At 67.2% G+C, this 24,111-nt stretch carries 17 protein-coding genes; 9 read left to right on the top strand and 8 right to left on the bottom strand.

Annotated elements, in window-relative coordinates:
* Positions 1-3 precede the first annotated feature (3 nt).
* From AS181_RS20240 to AS181_RS20205, 8 genes are all read left to right on the top strand, one after another.
* Positions 4-1,110 (top strand): MCE family protein, encoded by a 1,107-nt coding sequence (locus AS181_RS20240; protein WP_058253349.1) that lies wholly within the window; start codon positions 4-6, stop codon positions 1,108-1,110.
* Positions 1,110-2,441 carry an MCE family protein gene (locus AS181_RS20235; protein ID WP_058253303.1) on the top strand — a complete coding sequence of 444 codons (1,332 nt, stop codon included), beginning with the start codon at positions 1,110-1,112 and terminating at the stop codon, positions 2,439-2,441. The genes AS181_RS20240 and AS181_RS20235 overlap by 1 nt, the downstream gene beginning before the upstream one ends.
* The gene (locus AS181_RS20230; protein WP_058253302.1) at positions 2,441-3,784 is read left to right on the top strand and encodes an MCE family protein; all 1,344 of its coding nucleotides are present in this window, start codon (positions 2,441-2,443) and stop codon (positions 3,782-3,784) included. The genes AS181_RS20235 and AS181_RS20230 overlap by 1 nt, the downstream gene beginning before the upstream one ends.
* Complete coding sequence (locus AS181_RS20225; protein ID WP_058253301.1) at positions 3,781-5,022, top strand: MCE family protein; 1,242 nt, start codon at positions 3,781-3,783, stop codon at positions 5,020-5,022. The genes AS181_RS20230 and AS181_RS20225 overlap by 4 nt, the downstream gene beginning before the upstream one ends.
* A gap of 102 nt (positions 5,023-5,124) precedes the next feature.
* On the top strand, positions 5,125-5,778 hold the full coding sequence (locus tag AS181_RS20220; RefSeq protein WP_058253348.1) for a hypothetical protein: 654 nt from the start codon (positions 5,125-5,127) through the stop codon (positions 5,776-5,778).
* Positions 5,778-6,767 (top strand): hypothetical protein, encoded by a 990-nt coding sequence (locus tag AS181_RS20215; protein ID WP_058253300.1) that lies wholly within the window; start codon positions 5,778-5,780, stop codon positions 6,765-6,767. The genes AS181_RS20220 and AS181_RS20215 overlap by 1 nt, the downstream gene beginning before the upstream one ends.
* Before the next feature lie 343 nt (positions 6,768-7,110).
* On the top strand, positions 7,111-10,617 hold the full coding sequence (gene rpoB, locus AS181_RS20210; protein WP_175404366.1) for a DNA-directed RNA polymerase subunit beta: 3,507 nt from the start codon (positions 7,111-7,113) through the stop codon (positions 10,615-10,617).
* A 64-nt stretch (positions 10,618-10,681) separates the two neighbouring features.
* A complete protein-coding gene (locus AS181_RS20205) occupies positions 10,682-14,638 on the top strand; it encodes a DNA-directed RNA polymerase subunit beta' (protein WP_058253299.1) in 3,957 nt (1,318 codons plus the stop codon).
* Between the two features lie 60 nt (positions 14,639-14,698).
* Here AS181_RS20205 and AS181_RS20200 read toward each other — a convergent pair whose 3' ends face one another.
* The 5 genes from AS181_RS20200 to AS181_RS20180 all read right to left on the bottom strand — a co-directional run bounded on the left by AS181_RS20200 (position 14,699) and on the right by AS181_RS20180 (position 20,817).
* Complete coding sequence (locus AS181_RS20200; RefSeq protein WP_058253298.1) at positions 14,699-15,679, bottom strand: alpha/beta hydrolase; 981 nt, start codon at positions 15,677-15,679, stop codon at positions 14,699-14,701.
* A 381-nt stretch (positions 15,680-16,060) separates the two neighbouring features.
* Positions 16,061-17,575 carry an acyl-CoA synthetase gene (locus tag AS181_RS20195; RefSeq protein ID WP_058253297.1) on the bottom strand — a complete coding sequence of 505 codons (1,515 nt, stop codon included), beginning with the start codon at positions 17,573-17,575 and terminating at the stop codon, positions 16,061-16,063.
* A gap of 31 nt (positions 17,576-17,606) precedes the next feature.
* The gene (locus tag AS181_RS20190; protein ID WP_058253296.1) at positions 17,607-18,443 is read right to left on the bottom strand and encodes an SDR family oxidoreductase; all 837 of its coding nucleotides are present in this window, start codon (positions 18,441-18,443) and stop codon (positions 17,607-17,609) included.
* 65 nt (positions 18,444-18,508) lie between these two features.
* Complete coding sequence (locus AS181_RS20185) at positions 18,509-19,306, bottom strand: maleylpyruvate isomerase N-terminal domain-containing protein (protein ID WP_058253295.1); 798 nt, start codon at positions 19,304-19,306, stop codon at positions 18,509-18,511.
* A gap of 56 nt (positions 19,307-19,362) precedes the next feature.
* Complete coding sequence (locus AS181_RS20180) at positions 19,363-20,817, bottom strand: aldehyde dehydrogenase (RefSeq protein ID WP_058253294.1); 1,455 nt, start codon at positions 20,815-20,817, stop codon at positions 19,363-19,365.
* A gap of 116 nt (positions 20,818-20,933) precedes the next feature.
* Between AS181_RS20180 and AS181_RS20175 the strand changes: the two genes are divergently transcribed.
* Positions 20,934-21,956, top strand: coding sequence for an AraC family transcriptional regulator (locus tag AS181_RS20175; protein WP_058253293.1), 1,023 nt, complete (start codon positions 20,934-20,936; stop codon positions 21,954-21,956).
* Here AS181_RS20175 and glsA read toward each other — a convergent pair.
* The 3 genes from glsA to AS181_RS24705 all read right to left on the bottom strand — a co-directional run.
* The gene (gene glsA, locus AS181_RS20170; protein WP_058253292.1) at positions 21,953-23,218 is read right to left on the bottom strand and encodes a glutaminase A; all 1,266 of its coding nucleotides are present in this window, start codon (positions 23,216-23,218) and stop codon (positions 21,953-21,955) included. The genes AS181_RS20175 and glsA overlap by 4 nt on opposite strands.
* Before the next feature lie 22 nt (positions 23,219-23,240).
* Positions 23,241-23,627 carry a glyoxalase superfamily protein gene (locus tag AS181_RS20165; protein ID WP_269434045.1) on the bottom strand — a complete coding sequence of 129 codons (387 nt, stop codon included), beginning with the start codon at positions 23,625-23,627 and terminating at the stop codon, positions 23,241-23,243.
* Positions 23,628-23,870: 243 nt separating this feature from the next.
* Positions 23,871-24,111 (bottom strand): transposase (locus tag AS181_RS24705; protein ID WP_175404311.1); only part of this gene is annotated, 241 nt, incomplete at its 5' end.

The following is a 24,111-nucleotide window of genomic DNA, read 5'->3' as shown; positions in this document are numbered from 1 at the left end:
ACGATGGCAGACAACAACGATCCGAACCCGCGTGACCCGAATGTGAACGACGACGAACGCGACGCGGCTGACGCCCCGGTGCAGCATCCGCACCGGCGCTTCGGCGGCCGGCGCAGCCCGGTCAGCATCGGCGCCATCGGCATCCTCATCCTGATGATGCTCGGACTCAGCTCGTTCTATCTCGCCGAACTGCCGCTGCTCGGCGCGGGTGCGCGCTACACGGCGAAGTTCACCGAGGCCGCCGGCCTCAAGCCGGGCAACGAGGTCCGCGTCGCGGGCGTGAAGGTGGGCGAGGTCGACGACGTCACCCTGGACGGTGACCGCGTCAACGTGACCTTCCGGGTGGAGAACACCTGGATCGGTGACCAGACCCAGGCGACGATCCAGATCAAGACGATCCTCGGTCAGAAGTTCCTGTCGCTGAATCCGCGTGGCAGCGAGCCCGCCGATCCCGACGTCCCGCTGACCGACACGGTCGCCCCGTACGACGTCATCGAGGCGTTCTCCGGTGCGGCCGAGCAGATCGGCGAACTCGACAACGACCAGCTGGCCGAGTCGATGCGCGTGCTGTCGGACACCTTCTCGGGGACCGCGGGTACCACGGGACCGGCGCTCGACGGCATCGCCCGTCTGTCGCAGACGATCTCGAGCCGCGACCAAGAGGTGCAGCGACTGCTCGCCGCGACGAAGGACACCTCGAAGATCCTGGCCGACCGCAACGAGGAGTTCGTGCGCCTCATCGGCGGCGCCGGTCAGTTGCTCGACGAGCTGAACAACCGCCAGCGCAACATCTCGGCGTTGCTGGCCAGCACCACGAGCCTTGGTGATTCGCTCACCGGCATCGTGCGCGACAACGAGGAACAGATCGGACCGGCACTCGACGCGCTGAAGGGCGTGAACGAGCTGCTGCAGCGGCAGAACCAGAACATCCGTGACTCGATCAAGTACATGGCGCCCTTCTACCGCCTGTACGCGAACGCGCTCGGCAACGGTCGATGGTTCGAGACGTCGGTCGTGAACCTCCTGCCGCCGGCGCTGCCGCAGCAGAACACGACGCGGCCGCCGAACAAGCAGGCCATGGAGAACCAGGCCGGAACGGGGGTCGGCTGATGACCGCACCAGACCTGACCCAGAACTCGGGTCCCGGTCGATGGTTCACGCCGCGGCACATCGTGGTGCTCGTGATCGGGCTGATCCTCGCTCTCATCGTCGCGGGTGCGCTGTGGTGGGTGTTCACCTCGGTCGGCACCACCAAGATCACCGCGACCTTCAAGCGGTCGGTCGGCATCTACGAGGGCTCCGATGTCCGGGTGCTCGGGGTGGCGGTCGGCAAGGTCGACTCGGTCACGCCGGAGGGCGACACCGTCAAGGTGACGATGACCGTCGACCGCGGTGTCGAGCTGCCCGCGGATGTTCGTGCGGTGCAGATCATCCCGTCGGTCGTCGCGGACCGCTACGTCCAGCTGACCCCGGCCTACACGGGTGGGGAGAAGGCGCCGCGCGACCTCACCCTCTCCGTCGACCAGACGATGGTCCCGGTGGAGGTCGACCAGATCTACGCGAGTGTCAAGGAGCTGTCCGACGCTCTCGGACCCGACGGCGCCAACAAGACCGACGGCACCGGCCGGCAGGGTGCGGTGAGTGAACTCGTCACCACCGGCGCGGAGAACCTCGAGGGCAACGGCGAGAAGCTCGGCGCGGCCATCGAGGGATTGTCGAAGGCGTCGACGACGCTCAGCGACTCGCGCGGCAACCTCTTCGACACCGTCAAGAACCTGAACGTCTTCGTCGGCGCGCTGCGTGAGAACGACGCCCAGGTGCGGCAGTTCAACACGCAGATGGCCTCGTTCAACCAGTTCCTCGCCGGTGAGCGCGAGCAGCTCGCGGCCGCGCTGAACAAGCTGTCGATCGCTCTCGGCGACGTGGCGACCTTCCTCGCCGACAACCGTGAGCAGATCGGGGAGACGGTGAAGGACCTGCAGCCGACGACCCAGGCCCTGCTCGATCAGAAGAACAACCTCAAAGAGGTCCTGACCGTGCTGCCGATCACGGTGAACAACCTGATCAACGCCTACGACGCCGAGTCGGGCACGCTGTCGATGCGCCTGACGATCCCGGACCTGCAGGATCTGATCGGTGCCCAGTGTCGCCTGCTCGACCTCGGCAAGCTGCTGCCGGGCAACCCGGCCGCCGATCAGTTCAGCGACACCCTGCGGCCGCTGATCAGCCAGTGCGAGGAGATCGGTGAACAGATCCAGGAAGGCGTCCTCGAGCCGCTGCTGCCCGTGCTGCCCTTCGGCATCATGAGCAACAACAAGCTGCAGCGTGCGCCGGTGCCGGGCACCGTCCCGGGCAACCCGGATCCGGAGATCGGCAACCCGCCGTCGGAGCGGGCCCCGGCCTCCTCGTCGACCACCCCGCGACCCCGGGGAGGCAACTGATGAACCGCACGTCGATGCGTACGGCGATGGCCGGCGCCGCGCTGTCGCTGACCCTGCTGGTGACCGGTTGTATGTCCAACGGCATCCAGTCGATCCCGCTGCCCGGCGGCGTCAACACCGGCGACAACGCGCGCACGTACAAGATCCAGTTCGACGACGTGCTCGACCTCGTACCGCAGTCGATGGTCAAGCGCGACGGTATCCCGGTCGGGCGCGTGACCAAGGTCGAGGTGCCCAACGATCAATGGTTCGCCCAGGTCACCGTCGAGGTGCAGAACAACGTCGACCTGTCCGACGAGGCCGAGGCGAGCGTGCAGCAGACCTCGCTCCTCGGTGAGAAGTTCGTGTCGCTCACCGAACCCGACGGCAGTGCCGACGCGCCGCGCCAGAACCCGGACCAGCCGATCCCGGTGTCGCGGACACGGACCGCCACCGATATCGAACAGGTCTTGGGAGCGCTGGCGCTGCTGCTCAACGGGGGTGGTCTCAACCAGCTGCAGCCGATCGTCACCGAGCTCAACAAGGCACTCGACGGCCGGACCGACAAGGTTCGCGACCTGATCGGCGAGACCGAGGACCTGATCGCCGGCCTCAACCGTCAGCGCGACGACATCATCACCGCGATCGACGGGCTCGCAGAGCTGTCGACGCGTACCGCCGCGCAGACCGCGCAGATCGACCGCATCCTCAAGCAGTTGCCCGCGGGCGTCGAGGTGCTCGAGGAGCAGCGGCCGCAGTTCGTCGAACTGTTGACCAAGCTCGACGAGCTCGGTCAGGTCGGTACCGACGTGCTGGGCAAGTCGCGCAAGGCGCTGATCAACGACCTGAAGGCGTTGCGGCCGGTGCTGACGCAGCTCGCCGCGGCGGCTCCGGATCTGATCACCGCTGCGCCGCTGATGCTCACGCATCCGTTCCCGGACTGGTTGCTGCCGGGCGTGCGCGGTGACTCGACCAACCTGTTCATGACGCTGGACCTCCGCGTGCTCAATCAGCTCGAGGCGCTCGGTGTCGGCCAGGGGACCCCGAGGTACGTCCCGCCCGCTCGGGTGGACGTGCCGGTCGACCGGCGCAACCCGTACTACCGCGGCAACGGCCCGCGCTACGGCTGGCCGACGATCACGCTGCTCCCGCCGGCCCCGAATTCACGTCCGGGACCGAACACCCCGCCGTCGGGTGGCACCTACCCCGCCTCGTTCTCGCGGCCGGCCGATGCGGCCGGACAGATGCCGACCCCGGCGGTGCCCGGACAGGGCATCCTCGACGGTCCGCTGGCCGCCATGGGGCTCGCTCCGGCGGCGCCCGCCGGGAACCCGGCATCCGACCCGTCAGGAGGTGGACGATGATCGGCAAGCTCGTCAAGATCCAGCTGATCGTGTTCGTCGTCGTCGGCCTGGTGGCGCTGGTCTACGTGGGCGCGAAGTACGCCCGTCTGGACAAACTGGCCGGTGTCGGCATGTATACCGTCACCGCCAAGCTGCCCGACTCCGGCGGCATCTTCACCAACGCCGAGGTCACCTACCAGGGTGTGCCCGTGGGCCGCGTCGGCAAGCTGACGCTCACGCCCGACGGTGTGGACGTCGCTCTCGACATCGACTCGGGCGGGCCGGAGATCCCGGCGTCGGCGACCGCGGTCGTCGCGAACCGGTCGGCGATCGGTGAGCAGTTCGTCGATCTGCAGCCGACGTCGTCGGAGGGGCCGTACCTGAAGGGCGGCGACACGATCACCAAGTACGTGCTGCCCGAGCCGCTCGAGGACGTGGTGGCCTCGGCGATCGACTTCACCGATTCGATCCCGGTCGACGACCTGAACACGGTCATCACCGAACTCGGCAACGCGTTCAACGGCCAGGGCGAGAACCTGACCCGCCTCGTCGACTCACTCGGCAAGCTCTCGCGGGCCGGCGTCGACAACCTGAGCGAGACAGTGGCGCTCATCCAGAACTCGAACGTCGTGCTCGACACGCAGGCCGACCAGTCCGACGCGATCCTGACCTGGTCGCGCAACCTGAACCTGGTGACCGCGACCCTCGCCTCGGCCGATCCCGACCTGCGGCGACTGCTCACCACGGGCACGTTGTCGGCGACGCAGATCTCGGAGCTGATCCAGAAGAACGGAAACGACCTGTCGAAGGTCGTGAAGGATCTCGCCGAGGTGGCCCGCACGATCGAGCCGGCGACTTACACGACGTCGACGACGTTCGCGATGCTCTCCGCGCTGTCGGCGGGCAGCCACGCACCCGCGCCGGGCGACGGCCAGATCCACTTCGGTGTCGTCCTCGAGACGAACAACCCCGCGGCCTGTACGCGCGGATACGAGAGCACCGACGCGGTGTTGGCCGAGGCTCGTCGCCAGAACCCGGACTTCGACGTCCACTACGACGACTTCGCGTTCAACACCGAGGCGAAATGTACTGTGCCGTTTGGTAATCCGACGGGTGTCCGCAGTGCCGAGCGTGCCCAGTACGCCAACCCGGCGTACCCGCAGCCGTGGGACAACACCCCCAAGAAGGATCCCGACAAGCTCAACCTCAACCCGCTCGCCCAGCAGCTCGCAGCGCTGCTCGGCGTCCGGCCGCGCTAGACCCGACCACCCGACGAGCGTCGCCGCCCCTGATCGGACCTCCCACGGTCCGAACCTCGGCCTTGGCTTGCGCTCAGGAGCGATATATACAGTGTGTTCCCGATGACTGGCACCGCAGAACCGACAGAGAACAAGCCCGGCGGCCCCCGTCCCGCCCTGCGGCGGGCGGCGAAGTCCGCACCGTTCGCCCTGGCTGCCGTGGCGGTCGTGGTCGGCGTGGTGCTCGTCGCCGTGTTCGGTGTGCGGGCCTACAACGTCTACTTCGACGAGTACCCGGCGCAGGAGACGCGCGACGCCGCCACCCAGGCCGCCGAGCAGGCCGTCCTCAACATCACGACGATCGACCCGGCCGACGTCGACGGCTTCCGCAAGCGTGCGGAGGCGTCCCTGACCGGGAAGGCCAAGGACGAGGTGCTCGGCAGTGAGAAAGACGGTGAGGGCGGCAACGTGCTCGACATGCTCGGGACCGCCGGACCGAACACCGCCAAGCTGAGCGCGCGGCTGTTGCGCAGCGCACCGAGCGAGGTCGACGCCGACGAGCAGAAGGCCAAGGTGCTCGTCTACGTCGTGACGACGCTCGAACGCCCCGGCCAGCCCGGGATCGACGAGACACGCGGCTTCGACGTAAGCATGACCAAGGACGGCGACACCTGGAAGGCCGAGAACATCCTCGGTCTGGAGGGCATCGCCTACGCCGACGGCGGTGGCGCACCTGCCCCCGCGGCCCCGGCCCCGGCTCCGGAAGGGGGCAACTGATGGCACCGGACCGCGGTAAGAAGAAGCCCACCCCGAAGCGCCGCCCGACCCCGAAGGTCGCCGGCCGGACCTCTCCGCCCTCTGAGGTGCGAGAAGCCCCCCTGCCCCCTGAGGTGTCGGACGAAGCGACAACCCCTCTGCCCCCTGAGGTGCGAGGAGCGAAAGCCGCCGGGCCGAGCGAGCGAAGCGAGTCGAGGTCGACGAGCCACGAAGGGCCTGGTGACGGCACCGCCGAAGCCAACCCCGCCGAGGCCGACCCCATCGAGGCCGACACCGCTGGCGCCGACACCGTCGACCTGGAGAAGCCCACTCCTGCGGAGTCGACCACACCCGAGCCCACCAAACCCAAGACCAAACCGGTCGCGCGGGTCTCGACCCTGCGCCGCGGAGACACCCCGGCGCCGGCCGGATCGCCCGACAAGCCGAACCGGCCGATGGGCCGACGTCCCGGCAAGCGGGACCGGCGGGGGAGGGGTGCCTCCCGCAATCCCCTCGGCATCCGTACCGGAGTGCTGGCGGGCATCGCGGCCGTGTTGTTCGTCATCGCCGCCATCCTCGCGTTCCATCCGGGCGCCGAGATCGGGCCGAACAAGGCGTTCGTGGACCAGGAGTCGACATCGCAGCTCACCTCGCAGGCCCAGGAGCGGATCTGCGCGGTGTTCGGGTATGACCACACCGAACTCGACGAGTGGCAGCGGCGGGCGCAGGACGCGCTGACCGGGCAGGCCCGCACCGAGTTCGACGAGACGCTGAAGGCGCAGCGCGAGCTGATCACGCAGACCAAGACGGGTGCGGAGTGCCGGGTCGACGCGATCGGCGTCCGGGACCTCTCCGGCGCCGACGACGGCGCGACCGCGACCGTCATCGCGAACCTGGTGGTGAGCGAGACGCAGAACAGCATGGCCACCAACAGCGGTGCACCGCGCGCCCAGTTCGCGATGGTGCGTGAGGGCGACCAGTGGCGGATCCGGGCGGTCGAGCCCTTCTGATCGAGGTGCGTCGCCCCCTCATCACCAGGTCGGACGCCGAGTTCGACACCGACTTCGCGAAATTCGCGCGTAGCGCTTGACGTGGAGGCGATGTCGGGCCAGGCTGTGACCAGCGATCGACGTGCAGGCAGCCACCCGCGCGAAATCGCTTTCCAGACGGCTTGACAAAGTGCGTCTATTTTCTGCTACAGTTGGACGTTGCGCTGGCTGCCTCCTGTCCATCTATCGATCCTTCTTCGGCCACTCTCTAGACGTGTGTGCTGCGGTGATCGCCGATTCCAGGGTGTCACCAGCGAACGGCCCATCAAGCCACGTACTGCACATCTAGGTTGTGAATAACGTCGTGTTGGAAGGACGCATCTTGGCAGTCAACCGCCAGTCCACCTCAACAATCCCCGGCGCGCCGCATCGCGCGTCGTTTGCAAAGATCAGCGAGCCGCTGGAGGTCCCGGGCCTCCTCGACCTCCAACTCGATTCGTTCGAATGGCTCGTCGGTTCGCCGGAGTGGCGCGCGAAGGCGATCGCCCGCGGCGACGAGAACCCGACCGGTGGCCTCGAGGACATCCTCCACGAGCTGTCCCCGATCGAGGACTTCTCCGGTTCGATGTCCCTGTCGTTCTCCGAGCCGCACTTCGACGAGGTCAAGGCCTCCGTCGAGGAGTGCAAGGACAAGGACATGACCTACGCGGCGCCGCTGTTCGTCACCGCGGAGTTCATCAACAACAACACCGGCGAGATCAAGTCGCAGACCGTCTTCATGGGCGACTTCCCGATCATGACCGAGAAGGGCAGCTTCATCATCAACGGCACCGAGCGTGTCGTGGTGAGCCAGCTGGTCCGCAGCCCCGGCGTGTACTTCGACGCCTCGATCGACAAGACCACCGAGAAGACCCTGCACACCGTCAAGGTGATCCCGGGTCGCGGTGCGTGGCTCGAGTTCGACGTCGACAAGCGCGACACCGTGGGTGTGCGTATCGACCGCAAGCGCCGTCAGCCGGTCACCGTGCTGCTCAAGGCGCTGGGCTTCACCGCCGAGGAGATCACCGAGCGGTTCGGTTTCTCCGAGATCATGATGTCGACGCTGGAGAAGGACAACACCGGCAACCAGGACGAGGCGCTGCTCGAGGTCTACCGCAAGCTGCGCCCGGGTGAGCCGCCGACCAAGGAGTCCGCGGAGAACCTCCTGGAGAACCTGTTCTTCAAGGACAAGCGTTACGACCTCGCCCGCGTGGGCCGTTACAAGGTCAACAAGAAGCTGGGTCTGACCGGCAACCCGATGGTGGGCGAGTCCACGCTGACCCGCGAGGACATCATCGCGACCGTCGAGTACCTGGTGCGTCTGCACGAGGCCGACCCGCACACCACCACCTACATGACCGTCCCCGGTGGCGTCGAGGTGCCCGTCGAGGTCGACGACATCGACCACTTCGGCAACCGTCGCCTGCGTACCGTCGGCGAGCTGATCCAGAACCAGATCCGCGTGGGCCTCTCGCGTATGGAGCGTGTTGTGCGTGAGCGCATGACCACTCAGGACGTCGAGGCGATCACCCCGCAGACCCTGATCAACATCCGTCCCGTCGTGGCGGCGATCAAGGAGTTCTTCGGAACCAGCCAGCTGTCGCAGTTCATGGACCAGAACAACCCGCTGTCGGGTCTGACCCACAAGCGTCGTCTGTCGGCGCTGGGCCCGGGCGGTCTGAGCCGTGAGCGTGCCGGCCTCGAGGTGCGCGACGTGCACCCGTCGCACTACGGCCGCATGTGCCCGATCGAGACCCCTGAGGGTCCGAACATCGGTCTGATCGGTTCGCTGTCGGTGTACGCGCGGGTCAACCCGTTCGGATTCATCGAGACCCCGTACCGCAAGGTCGTCGACGGCGTCGTCTCCGATGACATCGAGTACATGACCGCCGACGAGGAGGACCGCTTCCTCATCGGTCAGGCGAACACCAACTTCGACGGCAGCGGACGCATCACCGATGAGCGTGTCCTGGTGCGCAAGAAGGGCTCCGAGGTGGAGTTCGTCGGCGCGACCGATGTCGAGTACCTCGACGTCTCGCCGCGTCAGATGGTGTCCGTCGCGACCGCGATGATCCCGTTCCTCGAGCACGACGACGCCAACCGCGCCCTGATGGGTGCGAACATGCAGCGTCAGGCCGTGCCGCTGGTGCGCAACGAGTCGCCGCTGGTCGGTACCGGCATGGAGCTGCGTGCCGCGGTCGACGCCGGTGATGTCATCGTGTCGTCGAAGACCGGTGTGGTGGAAGAGGTCTCGGCCGACTACATCACCGTCATGTCCGACGACGGCACCCGCGACACGTACCGGATGCGCAAGTTCGCGCGCTCCAACCACGGCACCTGCGCCAACCAGCGTCCGATCGTGGACGAGGGTCAGCGCGTGGAGTCCGGCCAGGTCCTCGCCGACGGCCCCTGCACCGAGAACGGTGAGATGGCGCTCGGCAAGAACCTGCTCGTGGCGATCATGCCGTGGGAGGGCCACAACTACGAGGACGCGATCATCCTGAGCCAGCGGCTCGTGGAGGAGGACGTGCTCACCTCGATCCACATCGAGGAGCACGAGATCGACGCCCGCGACACCAAGCTCGGTGCCGAGGAGATCACCCGGGACATCCCGAACGTCTCCGACGAGGTCCTCGCCGATCTCGACGAGCGCGGCATCGTGCGCATCGGTGCCGAGGTCCGCGACGGCGACATCCTGGTCGGCAAGGTCACCCCGAAGGGTGAGACCGAGCTGACCCCGGAAGAGCGTCTGCTGCGTGCCATCTTCGGTGAGAAGGCCCGTGAGGTCCGCGACACGTCGCTGAAGGTGCCGCACGGCGAGACCGGCAAGGTCATCGGCGTGCGCGTGTTCAGCCGCGAGGACGACGACGACCTGGCTCCCGGCGTCAACGAGCTGGTCCGCGTGTACGTGGCCCAGAAGCGCAAGATCCAGGACGGCGACAAGCTCGCCGGTCGTCACGGCAACAAGGGCGTCATCGGCAAGATCCTCCCGCAGGAGGACATGCCGTTCCTGCCCGACGGCACCCCCGTCGACATCATCCTCAACACCCACGGTGTGCCGCGGCGTATGAACATCGGCCAGATCCTGGAGACCCACCTCGGGTGGGTGGCCAAGGCCGGCTGGAACATCAACGTCGCCGAGGGTGTGCCGGAGTGGGCGTCGCGTCTGCCCGAGGACATGTACTCGGCCGAGCCCGACACCAACACCGCCACCCCGGTGTTCGACGGCGCCCGCGAGGAGGAGCTGACCGGACTGCTGTCCTCGACGCTGCCGAACCGCGACGGTGAGGTCATGGTCAACGGCGACGGCAAGGCGACGCTGTTCGACGGTCGTTCCGGCGAGCCGTTCCCGTACCCGGTGTCGGTCGGCTACATGTACATCATCAAGCTGCACCACCTGGTCGACGACAAGATCCACGCTCGTTCGACCGGCCCGTACTCGATGATCACCCAGCAGCCGCTGGGCGGTAAGGCGCAGTTCGGTGGTCAGCGCTTCGGTGAGATGGAGTGTTGGGCCATGCAGGCCTACGGTGCCGCGTACACGCTGCAGGAACTGCTGACCATCAAGTCGGACGATGTGGTGGGCCGCGTCAAGGTCTACGAGGCGATCGTCAAGGGCGAGAACATCCCGGAGCCGGGTATCCCCGAGTCGTTCAAGGTGCTGCTGAAGGAGCTTCAGTCGCTGTGCCTGAACGTCGAGGTGCTCAGCTCCGACGGTGCCGCCATCGAGATGCACGACACCGACGACGAGGACCTGGAGCGCGCCGCTGCCAACCTCGGCATCAACCTGTCGCGCAACGAGTCGGCCACCGTCGACGATCTCGCCAACTGATCTGACCCTCACCCGGCCGGGTTTCGCCCCGGCCACTGACAACAGAGCTCTGGAAAGGTAACAAGTGCTCGACGTCAACTTTTTCGACGAACTGAAGATCGGCCTGGCCACGGCCGACGACATCCACAACTGGTCATACGGTGAGGTCAAGAAGCCGGAGACGATCAACTACCGCACGCTCAAGCCGGAGAAGGACGGCCTGTTCTGCGAGAAGATCTTCGGCCCGACCCGCGACTGGGAGTGCTACTGCGGCAAGTACAAGCGCGTCCGCTTCAAGGGCATCATCTGTGAGCGCTGCGGCGTCGAGGTGACCAAGGCCAAGGTGCGCCGTGAGCGCATGGGCCACATCGAGCTGGCCGCCCCGGTCACGCACATCTGGTACTTCAAGGGTGTGCCGAGCCGGCTGGGCTACCTGCTCGACCTGGCGCCGAAGGATCTCGAGAAGATCATCTACTTCGCCGCCTACGTGATCACCGCGGTCGACGACGAGCTCCGTCACAACGAGCTCTCGACGCTCGAGGCCGAGATGGAGGTCGAGAAGAAGGCTGTCGCCGATCAGCGCGACGTCGACCTCAACGAGCGTCAGCAGAAGCTCGAGCAGGATCTCGCCGAGCTGGAGGCCGAGGGTGCCAAGGCCGACGTGCGCCGCAAGGTGCGCGACGGTGCCGACCGCGAGATGCGTCGTATGCGCGACGCCGCCCAGCGTGAGCTCGACGGTCTCGAGGAGATCTGGGACAAGTTCGTCAAGCTCGCCCCGGGCGACCTCATCATCGACGAGAAGCTCTACCGTCAGCTCGAAGAGCGCTACGGCGAGTACTTCCAGGGTTCGATGGGTGCCGAGGCGATCAAGAAGCTCCTGGAGACCTTCGACATCGACGCCGAGGCCGAGTCGCTGCGCGAGACCATCCGCAGCGGCAAGGGCCAGAAGAAGCTGCGCGCGCTCAAGCGACTCAAGGTCGTCGCGGCGTTCCAGCAGTCGGGCAACTCGCCGCTGGGCATGGTCCTCGACGCCGTGCCGGTGATCCCGCCGGAGCTGCGTCCGATGGTGCAGCTCGACGGTGGCCGCTTCGCGACCTCCGACCTGAACGATCTGTACCGCCGCGTCATCAACCGCAACAACCGCCTCAAGCGACTGATCGATCTGGGTGCTCCCGAGATCATCGTCAACAACGAGAAGCGGATGCTGCAGGAGTCGGTCGACGCCCTGTTCGACAACGGTCGTCGTGGCCGTCCGGTCACCGGGCCGGGCAACCGCCCGCTGAAGTCGTTGAGCGATCTGCTCAAGGGCAAGCAGGGTCGTTTCCGTCAGAACCTGCTCGGCAAGCGCGTCGACTACTCGGGCCGTTCGGTCATCGTGGTCGGTCCGCAGCTCAAGCTGCACCAGTGCGGTCTGCCGAAGCTGATGGCTCTCGAGCTGTTCAAGCCGTTCGTGATGAAGCGTCTGGTCGACCTGAACCAGGCGCAGAACATCAAGTCGGCCAAGCGCATGGTCGAGCGTCAGCGCCCCGCGGTGTGGGACGTCCTCGAAGAGGTCATCGCCGAGCACCCGGTTCTGCTGAACCGTGCACCGACGCTGCACCGCCTCGGCATCCAGGCCTTCGAGCCGCAGCTGGTGGAGGGCAAGGCCATTCAGCTCCACCCGCTGGTGTGTGAGGCCTTCAACGCCGACTTCGACGGTGACCAGATGGCCGTGCACCTCCCGCTGTCGGCGGAGGCACAGGCCGAGGCGCGCATCCTGATGCTGTCGTCGAACAACATCCTGTCGCCGGCGTCGGGCCGTCCGCTCGCCATGCCGCGTCTGGACATGGTGACCGGTCTGTACTACCTGACCACCCTCAAGGAGGGTGCGGCGGGCGAGTACACCCCGGCGAACGGCGACGACGTCGAGCGTGGTGTCTACTCGACCCCGGCCGAGGCCATCATGGCCGTCGACCGCGGTGTGCTGACCGTGCAGTCGCGCATCAAGGTGCGTCTGACCGACCAGCGTCCGCCGGCCGACATCGAGGCCGAGCAGTTCCCCGACGGCTGGAAGTACGGCTCGCCGTGGGACATCGAGACCACGCTGGGCCGGGTGCTGTTCAACGAGCTGCTGCCGATCGAGTACCCGTTCGTCAACGAGCAGATGCCGAAGAAGCGTCAGGCCGTGATCATCAACGATCTCGCCGAGCGCTACCCGATGATCGTGGTCGCCCAGACCGTCGACAAGCTGAAGGACGTCGGCTTCTACTGGGCCACCCGTTCGGGCGTCACGGTCTCGATGGCCGACGTGCTGGTGCCGCCGCAGAAGGCGGAGATCCTCGACAAGTACGAGGAGCGGGCCGACGGTCTGGAGCGCAAGTTCCAGCGCGGTGCCCTCACCCCGGACGAGCGTCGTGACTCCCTCGTGGAGATCTGGAAGCAGGCGACCGAAGAGGTCGGCGCGGCCATGGAGGCGCACTACCCGGACGACAACCCGATCCCGATGATCGTGAAGTCGGGTGCGGCGGGCAACATGACCCAGATCCGCTCGCTGGCGGGCATGAAGGGTCTGGTGACCAACCCGAAGGGTGAGTTCATCCCGCGTCCGATCAAGTCCTCGTTCCGCGAGGGCCTGACCGTGGCCGAGTACTTCATCAACACGCACGGTGCCCGAAAGGGTCTGGCCGACACCGCGCTTCGTACCGCCGACTCGGGTTACCTGACCCGTCGTCTGGTGGACGTGTCGCAGGACGTCATCGTGCGCGAGACCGACTGTGGCACCGAGCGCGGCATCACCACGACCATCGCCGAGAAGCAGGCCGACGGCACGCTCATCCGTGACGCGCACGTCGAGACCTCGACCTACGCCCGCACGCTGGCGCAGGACGCGGTCGACGCCGACGGCAACGTCATCGTCGAACGCGGTCACGACCTGGGCGACCCGGCCATCGAGGCCCTGCTCGCCGCCGGCATCACGCAGGTGAAGGTCCGTTCGGTCCTGACCTGTGGGACCGGCACCGGTGTGTGTGCGATGTGCTACGGCCGTTCGATGGCCACCGGCAAGCTCGTCGACATCGGCGAGGCCGTCGGTATCATCGCGGCCCAGTCGATCGGTGAGCCCGGTACCCAGCTGACGATGCGTACGTTCCACCAGGGTGGCGTCGGTGACGACATCACCGGTGGTCTGCCGCGTGTCCAGGAGCTCTTCGAGGCCCGCGTCCCCAAGGGCGTCGCGCCGATCGCGGAGGTCTCCGGCCGGGTGCGCCTCGAGGACGACGACCGCTTCTACAAGATCACCCTCATCCCGGACGATGGTTCGGAAGAGGTTGTCATCGACAAGATCTCGAAGCGTCAGCGTCTGCGCGTGTTCAAGCACGACGACGGTTCCGAGCGGCTCCTCGCCGACGGTGACCACGTCGAGGTCGGCCAGCAGCTCATGGAGGGCTCGGCCAACCCGCACGAGGTGCTCCGCGTCATGGGTCCCCGTCAGGTGCAGATCCACCTGGTCAACGAGGTCCAGGAGGTCTACCGCAGCCAGGGTGTGTCGATCCACGACAAGCACATCGAGACCATCGTGCGTCAGATGCTGCGTCGCGTGACGATCATCGATCACGGTTCGACCGAGTTCCTGCCCGGTTCGCTCGTCGAGCGCGCCGAGTTCGAGGCGGCCAACCGTCAGGTCGTGACCGAGGGTGGCGAGCCCGCCGCCGGACGTCCGGTCCTGATGGGTATCACCAAGGCCTCGCTGGCGACCGAGTCGTGGCTGTCGGCGGCGTCGTTCCAGGAGACCACGCGTGTCCTGACCGACGCGGCGATCAACAGCCGCAGCGACAAGCTGATCGGTCTGAAGGAGAACGTGATCATCGGTAAGTTGATCCCGGCCGGCACCGGTATCAACCGCTACCGCAACATCCAGGTTCAGCCGACCGAGGAAGCTCGTGCCGCGGCGTACGCGGTGCCGTCCTACGACGACACCTACTACAGCCCGGACGGCACCTTCGGTGCTCCGGCCGGCGCTGCGGTGCCGCTGGACGACTACGGGTTCTCCAACGACTACCGGTAGGCGCTAGGACAAGACGACGCGGCCCCCGCACTCATCGCGAGTGCGGGGGCCGCGTCGTTTCTAGGGAACGGGAAGAGTTGTGACGGTGCGGGTTTCGAGGAGCAGGTCGTAGTAACGGCCGCCGGGGTAGTAGGTCGGGGTCGCGGTGTCGGCCACCATGTCCGACGACCAGCCGGTGGCCAGCGTGCGGATCACCCGCCCGTTGCGGGGACGCGGCACGGCGAGCTCGGACAGTTCGCCGATCAGGTCGGTCGACTCGCCTTCGGCGTCGATGTGGATTCCGGTCACCAGGCGCGAGCCGACAAACTCCTGCCGCGTTGTCTCCTGGAGGACGGACACGCCTTGCCCGAAGTTGTTGGATACCGACGGTTGCGAGGCGATCACGCGAATCGGCAGCCCGGCGGCACTGAGAGATGCTGCGGCGGTGGCGAAGTTGACCCCGAAGAACGAGTTGACGGGATCGAACAGCATGAGGCCGGCCAGGCGTCGGTAGGCGACGGGGTCGGCACGGCGGAGTGCGTCGGCTGCCACGACGACGAACTCGCCGCCGGCCGAGTGTCCGGAGAAGATCATCCGGTACGGCATCGTCACGTCCGGGCGGTGGGCGGAATCGCGGGCCTCACGAAGGCTTGTCGCGAGCGGACTGCCGAGGTCCCGGCCGGAACCGAAGACCCCGCCGATGGTCCGCGCGAATGAGGCGTTGTCGGCGATGTTGTACGCGACGGCGCACCCGCCGAGGTTGACCGAGTCCAGCGTCGGGCTCACGACGAGGAACCCGGCTTGCGCATACGCGCGGGCCACGGAGTCGAGGTTGGCCGCAGTACGGGAGAAGCCGTGCTGCAACCACACGATCGCCGAGGGTTCACCGGGCGGGAAGTACCACCGGACCGCGACCCGGACGGGCTTGCCCGCACATTCGGTGGCGATGTCGGACGACGACACGGCCGCCGGCGCTGCTGTCACTGCTGACGGGGTCACACCGACGAACACCACGATCGCGGCAACAGCCGCGATGCACCAGCGGAACAATCTTCCCGACATCCGGCAAGTCTAGGACCGGCCAGATGCCACGGTGCGCGGTTTCAGGGAGCGCGACCCCCTTGCTCCTTGAGGTGCGAGGAGCACAAGCGACCGCCCACCCCTCCCTAATCCGAAAGGACCGCATACCCATGCTCCCTGAGGTGCGAGGAGCGCAAGCCTCCGGGCCGAGCAGGCGACGAAGGAGCGCGTCGAGGTCGACGAGCCACGAAGGGCCCTGACGAGACAAGTTGCGAAGACCCTTCGTGACCCTTCGTGACGGCCCTCCGCAGGCTCCGGGCCTCCTCAGGGAGCAGGCATCCACCCACTGCTACCTGATCCGGAAGAACCGCGTAATCATTGCTCCCTGAGGTGCGAGGAGCGTTAGCGACGAGCCACGAAGGGTCACAGCTTGCGCTTGACCAACTTCCCGGTCGGCGTGCGCGGCAACGTGTCCCGGAAGATGACCTCGCGCGGCAGCTTGAACTTCGCGATCCGCGGTCGGAGGTGATCCAACAATGCGTCGGCGAGCTCGTCGCCCCCGTCCTGTCCCTCGACCGGTTGCACGACCGCCGTCACCCGCTCGCCGAGATCGGGGTCGGGTACGCCGATGACCGCGGCGTCGAGCACCGACGGGTGGGCGAGGAGTGCATCCTCGATCTCCCGCGGGTAGATGTTGACCCCGCCGGAGATGATCAGGAACGAGTCGCGGTCGGTGAGGAACAGGTGACCCTCGTCGTCGACGTAACCGACATCGCCGGTGGTCGTCCATGTCGGATGCTCGGGATGCTGTGCGCCACGGGTCTTCTCGAGATCGTTGTGGTACTCGAACGGCAGCCGGTCGCGCTCGAAGTAGATCGTGCCGATCGTTCCCGCCGGCACCTCGGTGCCGTCGGAATCGCAGACCCGGATCGTGCCGAGGACGGCGCGCCCCACCGTGCCCGGGTACTCCAGCCACTCCGGGGTGTCGACGATGGTGAGACCGTTGAGCTCGGTGGACGAGTAGTACTCGGACAGGATCGGACCCCACCAGTCGATCATGGCCCGTTTGACGTCGACGGGACACGGCGCGGCGGCGTGCACCGCGACCTTCAGGCTCGACGTGTCGTACCGGGCACGCACCTCCTCGGGCAGGCGGAGCATCCGCACGAACATGGTCGGCACCCACTGGCTGTAGGTGACGCGGTGTTCCTCGATGAGGGCCAGCGCCCGTTCCGCGTCGAACCGCTCCATCACCACCACCGTGCCCCCAAGCGCCTGCACCGAGGCGCAGGTGCGAAGCGGCGCAGCGTGATACAGCGGTGCCGTCGACAGGTAGACGGTGTCGGGACCGACGCCCCACACGGACTGGTTCATCGCGATCATGGTGTCGCCGGGCTCGTCGACCTGCCGGTTCGGCAGTTCGGGTTTGATGCCCTTCGGTCGTCCGGTGGTGCCGGACGAGTAGAGCATGTCCGCGCCTCGCGGCTGGTCGGCGAGCGGTTCGATTGACTGCGTCGCCGCGGCGGCGTCGAGGTCCTCGTGACCCTCGATCCGGCCGGAGTAGGCGAAGCGAGTCTCGACGCCGGGGGTGAGCGGGATCAGCTCGGCGCCGAGGTCGGCGAGAGCGGCGTCGACGATGAGGGCCTTCGCGCCGCAGTCGGTGACGATGTAGGCGCTCTCGGCGGCGGTGAGGTGCCAGTTCACCATGGTCAGGTAGAGGCCCGACCGCATTGCCGCCCAATAGATGTCGAAGATCCGCGCGGTGTTGGTGGCGAGCACCGCGAGGTGGTCGCCGGGACGCAGGCCGCGGTCGGCCAGGGCCCGGGCGACCTGGATCGACCGGGTCTCCAACTGGGTGAAGGTGACCGTTTCACCAGAGTCGGCCATGATGACCGCGGGATCGTTGGGTCGGGTGGAGAGGTGGGCTCCGGGGTACATCAGAAAGCTCCTAGCGGGTCGAACCGGTCGATCAGTACAGGTAGTCCTCGCCGCTGGCACGCACGGTCACGTCGGAAAGGCTGATGCCCCACGGCTGGTCGATGACGTGGACGACGGCGTCGGCGAGATCCTCGGGCTTGATCAGCCAGTACTTGATCGAGTCGACGTCGGTGAGTTCGGCGGGCAGGTCGTCGTTCAGAAGGGCCGTGACGTGCTCGCCGTAGGAGGTGGCGCGCTGGCCGACGAGGCCCATGATCGCGGTGTCGTTGACGATCCAGCTGGCGAGGTTGGTGCCGGTGATGCCGGTCGGCTTGACGGTGGTGACCTTGATCTTGCCCTTGGCCTCGATGCGCAACGAGTCCGAGATGGTGGTGACCGCGGCCTTGGTCGCGCTGTACACGCCCGAACCCTCGATGCCGGCATTGCCGTAGATCGACGAGATGTTGACGACCTGGCCGCGACCCTGCGCGATCATCTGGTCGTAGACCGCGGAGATGCCGTTGACGACGCCCTTGATGTTGATGTCGATGGCGGCGTGCCACTTCTGCCAGGCGCGGGCGTGGTCGGCGAAGTAGGCGAGCGGCATGACGCCGGCGTTGTTGACGAGGACGTCGATGGCGCCGAACTGCTCCACGGTGGCGTTCGCCGCCGCGGCGACCTGCTCCATGTCGGTGACGTCGGCGACCTGGGCGAGCGCCGAACCACCGGCCGCGCGGATGCCGTCGACGACGGCGTTGACGTTGTCGGCGTTGACGTCGACTCCGACGACGTGCGCGCCGGCGGCCGCGGTCTTCTCCGCGATCAGCTTGCCGAAGCCGCTGCCGGCGCCGGTGATGACGATGACCTTGTCCTTCAGGTACTCGGACATGGGGGTACTCCGTTTCTGTTCTGGGTGAGACGAATTGACGTGGATGCGTCTGGCGATGAGTGAGGTCAGACGATGTCGACGGCGTCGAGGAGGCCTGCGACGCGCTGCCGGTCACCGGTGACGGTGACCGCCGACCGCCAGGCGCTGCGGGTGGTGCCCCAGCGCAGGAAGTCGGTGGCCGAGGAGGTGGCGACGTCGGCCGGCAGGTCGGCGGTCTCCCGCACGGTGACGATCGTGCCCGCGGTGTCGCGGTCGATGACGAACGAGCGGTCCGTCGCGCCGGTGAGCCGCAGGCCGATCGGGCTCTCGAGTGTGGGATACAGTGCCGCACCGTTCATCTGGGGCAGGCCGGCGATCATCCAGTCGATGGCGGGATCGATCGCCGCGCTCACCGACACCTCGGCGGCGTCCAGCGGTCCGAACGGTTGCATCAGGTCGCTGGTGAGATGCACGAGGTGGTCGAAGGCGACGGCGTCGCTGAGCTGGCGCAGCCGGTAGGTGCCCAGGTCGAGCATGTCCAGCGGCTGGTCACGAAGGTCCTCGCCCTGTAACGCGGCCAGGGTCGCGAGGCCGGCCTCGGACTGCGCGCGGTAGTAGTCGACAGCCTGTTCCGACGACCAGTCGGCCCGTTCGTGCACCGCGGCGTCGTTGAGTCGCTCGGACTTTCCGCTCGGATTGTCGGGGAAGACTAGGTCGGGGTCGGCGATGAAGTTGAAGAAGAAGCCCATGTGGGTGACGACGTCGTGGACGCGCCAGCCGTGGCAGGCGCTGTCGGCCGCCCAGTCGGCGGGCGTGAGCCGGTCGAGCAGGGCGAGGGTGTCGTTCACCAGTGCGTTGGCAGCAGTGACTCCGGCATCGGACATGGCCGATCGCCTCCTTGGAATATGTTGTGTACGAGTGTGAATGGACGAGACGGGTGTCAGGCGGGCAGGAAGATCGACTTGAGGTTCTGGTAGGCGGCCAGGCCCTCGGGGCCGAGCTCGCGGCCGATGCCGCTGGCCTTGACGCCGCCGAAGGGCGAACCCCAGTCGAGGTTGAAGTAGTTGACGCCGAACGAGCCGGTCTCGACGCGGCGGGCGACGTCGACGCCGCGATCGGGATCGGAGGTCCACACCGTTCCGCCGAGCCCGTACGACGAATCGTTGGCGAGAGCGATGGCGTCGTCGACGTCGTCGTAGCGCAGCACGGTGAGGACGGGACCGAAGACCTCTTCGCGGGCGATGGTGGCCGAGTTGTCGATGCCGGCGAAAACGGTTGGCTCGACGAAGAACCCGCGGTCGACACCCGACGGCGTGCCGCCGCCGGTGGTCACGGTGCCGCCCTCGGTGCGGCCGCGCTCGATGAGGGACAGCACCCGGTCGCGATGCCGGCCGCTGGCGAGCGGACCGACCGCGACGGTCTCGTCCATCGGGTCGCCGACGGGCAGCGACGCGCACATCGCGCTGATGGCGTCGAGGTACTCGTCATAGCGGCTGCCGGGCACCAGGATTCGGGTGGACATGTAACAGGTCTGGCCGGTGTTGAGCAGGGATGCGGTGGCGAGTCCGCCGACGGTCTGCTCGAGATCGGCGTCGTCGAGCACCAGCGCTGCGGACTTGCCGCCGAGTTCGAGGGTCACCGGACGGATGAGTTCGCCACAGACGCGGCCGATCTCGCGGCCGGCCGGGGTCGAGCCGGTGAACGCGACCTTGTCGACGTGCGGGTGCGACACCAGGTGACGGCCGATCTCGCTGCCGCCGTTGACGATGTTGAGGACACCGGCGGGCAGGTCGGCGGCGATGGCCGCCTCGGCGAGGACGTACGCGTCGAGGCTCGTCTCGGGCGATGGCTTGAGAACCACGGTGCAGCCGGCGGCCAGCGCGGGCGCGATCTTGAACATCGAGAGGATCGCGGGGAAGTTCCACGGTGCGATCGCCCCGACGACGCCGATGGCCTCGCGGCGCACGATCGTCGAGCCGGGCAACGGCTGGCTGGTACGCGTCTCCTCCACCGGGGTGGACTCGACGAGGTCGGCGTAATAGCGCAGCAGTTGGACCGGGGCGGCGCCCTCGGCGAACCGCGCCAGCGCGATCGGCATGCCGTTCTCGGACGTCACCGCCGACGCGCGATCCTCGGCGCGCTTGTCGAGCTCGTCGGCGAACCGGCGCAGGTGTGCGGCACGGTCGGCAGGGGACAGGTCGCGCCAGCCCGACGACCGGAACGCGGTGCGGGCGGCCTCGACGGCCGCGTCGACGTCGGCGGTGGTGGCTTCGGGTACCGAGCCGAACTGCTCCTCGGTGAGCGGGGAGATGACCGGGATCGTCGCCGAACCGGCCGGCGCGCGCCAGCCGCCGTCGATGAAGAAACTCGTGCGGACGGTGTCGATGGTGGTCATGGGTACTCCTCGCTGAGTGTGTCGGCCGTCGAGCGGTCGGCGGCGTGTGTCCATGATCACTCCCACCCAGATCGGATTTCTTGACATCTCATGACGACTTCTTGACAGTTGATGCCATGGCCGACCTGATCTGCGCATCCTCGCTCAGTCAGTTACCCGAACTGATTGCCGAACACGATGGCGATGCCCGCGCGATCCTCGGCCGCGTCGGCATCGACCCGGCCGTCGTCGGCGCGTACGACCGGTTCGTCCCGTTCACCGCTCTGTCGACGGTCATCGGTCTGTGCGCGGCCGAGTTCGACGTCCCCGACTTCGGGCTGCGCCTCGCCGCCCGGCAGGACCCCGACATCCTCGGCCCGGTCGCGATCGCCGCCCGCAACGCCGAGACCGTCGGCGACTCGTTTCGACAGGTCTCGGCCTTCGCGCACGTGTACAGCCCGGCCATCACCGCCCAGATGCACTACGGCGAGCGGGAGGTCGCCTACGAGTTCGATACCGTGCTGCAGCGTGTGCCGTACCGACCGCACGTCGTCGAACTCGCGATGGGCGTCACCCGGTCGACGTTCGCGATGACGCTGGGCCACGGCTTCCGCGCGAACCGGATCACCTTGGCGCACCCGGCGATGTCCGAGCCGCGCGTCTACACCGACTATTTCGGTTGCCCGGTCGAGTTCGAGGCGCCGGCCAACCTGGTGGTCTTTCCCCGCGGGGTGATGCAACAGACGTTGCGGCGGGTCGACCCCCTGGCCTACGACGTGGCCATCCGATTCATGACCGGACACGATCGCGAGAGGGCCTTCGGCGAGGCGGTCTCGGCGCTGATCGTGCGCGCCCTGCCGGCGGGGGCGGCCACGCTGGAGGCGGTGTCGAAGCTGCTGATGATGCACCCGCGTGCGGTGCAGCGGGGTCTGGCCGACGAGGGCGCGACGTTCGAGCAACTCGTCGACGACGCGCGCCGCGACCTCGCCGTCTCACTGCTGTCGAATCGGGGTGTCCCGCTGGCGGCGGTGGCGCGGCAGATCGGATACTCCGAGCAGAGCACGCTGACCCGCAGTTGCCGACGCTGGTTCGGCGTGCCGCCGCTGGCGAAGCGCCGCGAGCTGACTGCCCCGGGCCAGGACTCGTCCCGAGATCTCTAGGAGTCTCCGACGGTCGGGGCGTCGTCGCTGTCCGGGGTGTCGTCGCCATCAGAGAAGTCGTCGTCAGCCGAAGCGTCGTCGAAAATGTCATCGGGGTCTTCTATGCGGACGTCGTAGTCGTCTCCGAGGCGGCGGGCCACCTCGCCGATCAGTCGTCGGGCGGCGTCGTCCATCACGCGGACATGGGTCAGATCGAGGACGACGGCGTCGGTGCCGAACCCCTCGCACGCACGGTTGGCGAGGATTTCCGCACCCGCGAAGCGCACGTCGCCCTGCAGCTCGACGACTGTAGTGCCGTCGTGTTCGGTCACCGATCGCAGCGCGGGCCGACCGGTGGGGGCCACGTGCATCATGTGCAGTTCCATGTCGCGCGACAGCCGTTCGAAAACGGCGACGCCGCGCACGCTGTTGCCCTGTCTGTCGAGCTGCGGCGACCACACCGCGAGCCCTACCTGGCCGGGCAATACGCCCAGGATCGCGCCGCTGACACCGCTTTTCGCGGGGATTCCGACCGTCGCCATCCAGCTGCCGCTGCCGTCGTACATGCCGCACGTGGCCATGACCGACAGGACGTGCCGGGTGATCCAGCCTTCCAGGAGGCGCTCGTCGTCGCCGGTCGACAGTCCGCCGTTGGCGAGTACCGACCCCATGACGGCGAGGTCGCGGCAGGAGACCCGGATCGAACACTGGGCTGCGTACCCGTCGACGACCTCGTCGGGTTCGCAGTCGAGTTTGCCCGCCGAGCGCAGCAGGTAGGCCAGCGCGGTGTTGTGGTCGTCGGAGGCGAGTTCGGCGCGGTGGACCTCCTTGTCGACCGAGACCTCGCGTCCGGCGAGAGTGCTGACGAGGTCGATGACGCGGTCGACGCGTTCGTTGGGATCCGCGCCGTTGACCATCCCGTGCACGGCGACGGCGCCCGCGTTGATCAGCGCGTTGCGCGGCCGACCGGTCTCGGCCTCGAGCGAGATCTCGTTGAAGGCGTCGCCGGACGGTTCGGTGTCGACGCGTTCGAGTACGGCGTCGAGCCCGCGGTCGCGCAGGGCGAGCGCGTAGGCCGGTACCTTGCCGATGGACTGGATGGAGAACTCGTGATCGGCGTCGCCGGCGGTGTACACGGTGCCGTCGATGGTGGCCAGGGCGATACCGAACGACGACGGATCCGCCTGCTCGAGTTCACGATTGCCGGTCGCGACCTCACCGCCGTCGTCGTCGCGGCATTCGGAGAGTACGCGTTCGAGGTAGTCGTCGATGGGGGAGCGCATATCCCACGGTAGCCACCCGGGCTCAGTTCTGGCGGTACGGCATGTACTGCACCGACCAGTGGTTGCCGTCCGGATCGTCGAAGTACACGAAGTGGCCCCACGCCTGTTCGTCGATCTCGCCGGGGTCGACGCCGGCCGCGAGCAATTGTTCGCGGGCCTCGTTGATGTCGGTGACGACGACCTGCAGACCCTTCACCGATCCCGGTTCCGCGTCGCTCAGCCCCTTGCCGAAGGCGATGGAACACGCCGACCCGGGCGGGGTCATCTGGACGAACCGGATCTCGTCGGAGACGACGTGATCGTGGTCGACGTTGAAGCCGATCTTCGAGTAGAAGTCTCGCGCCCGGTCGACGTCGCTGACCGGCAGGATGACGAGTTCGAGTGTCCAGTTCACGGTTCCTCCTGTGATTGTGGTGTAGTACAAGCTTCTCAGGGCATGCGGACAGTTACGGTCCTTATTCGGAGACGTTCGCCCGCATCCGAAAGAACCTCAGAACCGCTGCTGTGTGGGGTGCAAGCGATGCCCTCCCTCTGCTCCCTAAGAGCCTGCTGAATTAGGGTCCAGCCTGGGTTGAGGTTCCTGCTGCGGGGATGTGTCGGTTCCGGGGTGTGGTCGTGGTGATCGATCTAGGTGGGGCGGCGGTGCCGCGGTTCAGGCGGTGGCCAGTGTCCAGGTGCCGTTGGTGATAGTCAGTCCGAGGGTGATCAGGCGGCGTAGGTTGATCGCGGCGGCGCGGTGGTGCAGCCAGTTGTTGTTGCGTTCGATTCCACGGTAGGGCACCCGCCGGTTACCGCGGGTGAGCCAGGCAATCGTCCGTTCGACCATGGGTCGATGCTGGCGGTAGGTGTCGGCAATAGTCTTGTCAGAGAAGTGTTGTCGGTGTTCGCGCTGG

It is taken from the genome of Gordonia sp. SGD-V-85 (assembly GCF_001456905.1).
Lineage (GTDB): Bacteria > Actinomycetota > Actinomycetes > Mycobacteriales > Mycobacteriaceae > Gordonia > Gordonia hongkongensis.
The sequence above is the reverse complement of the archived record's forward strand: the minus strand, read 5'-3'. Positions and strand labels throughout refer to the sequence as shown.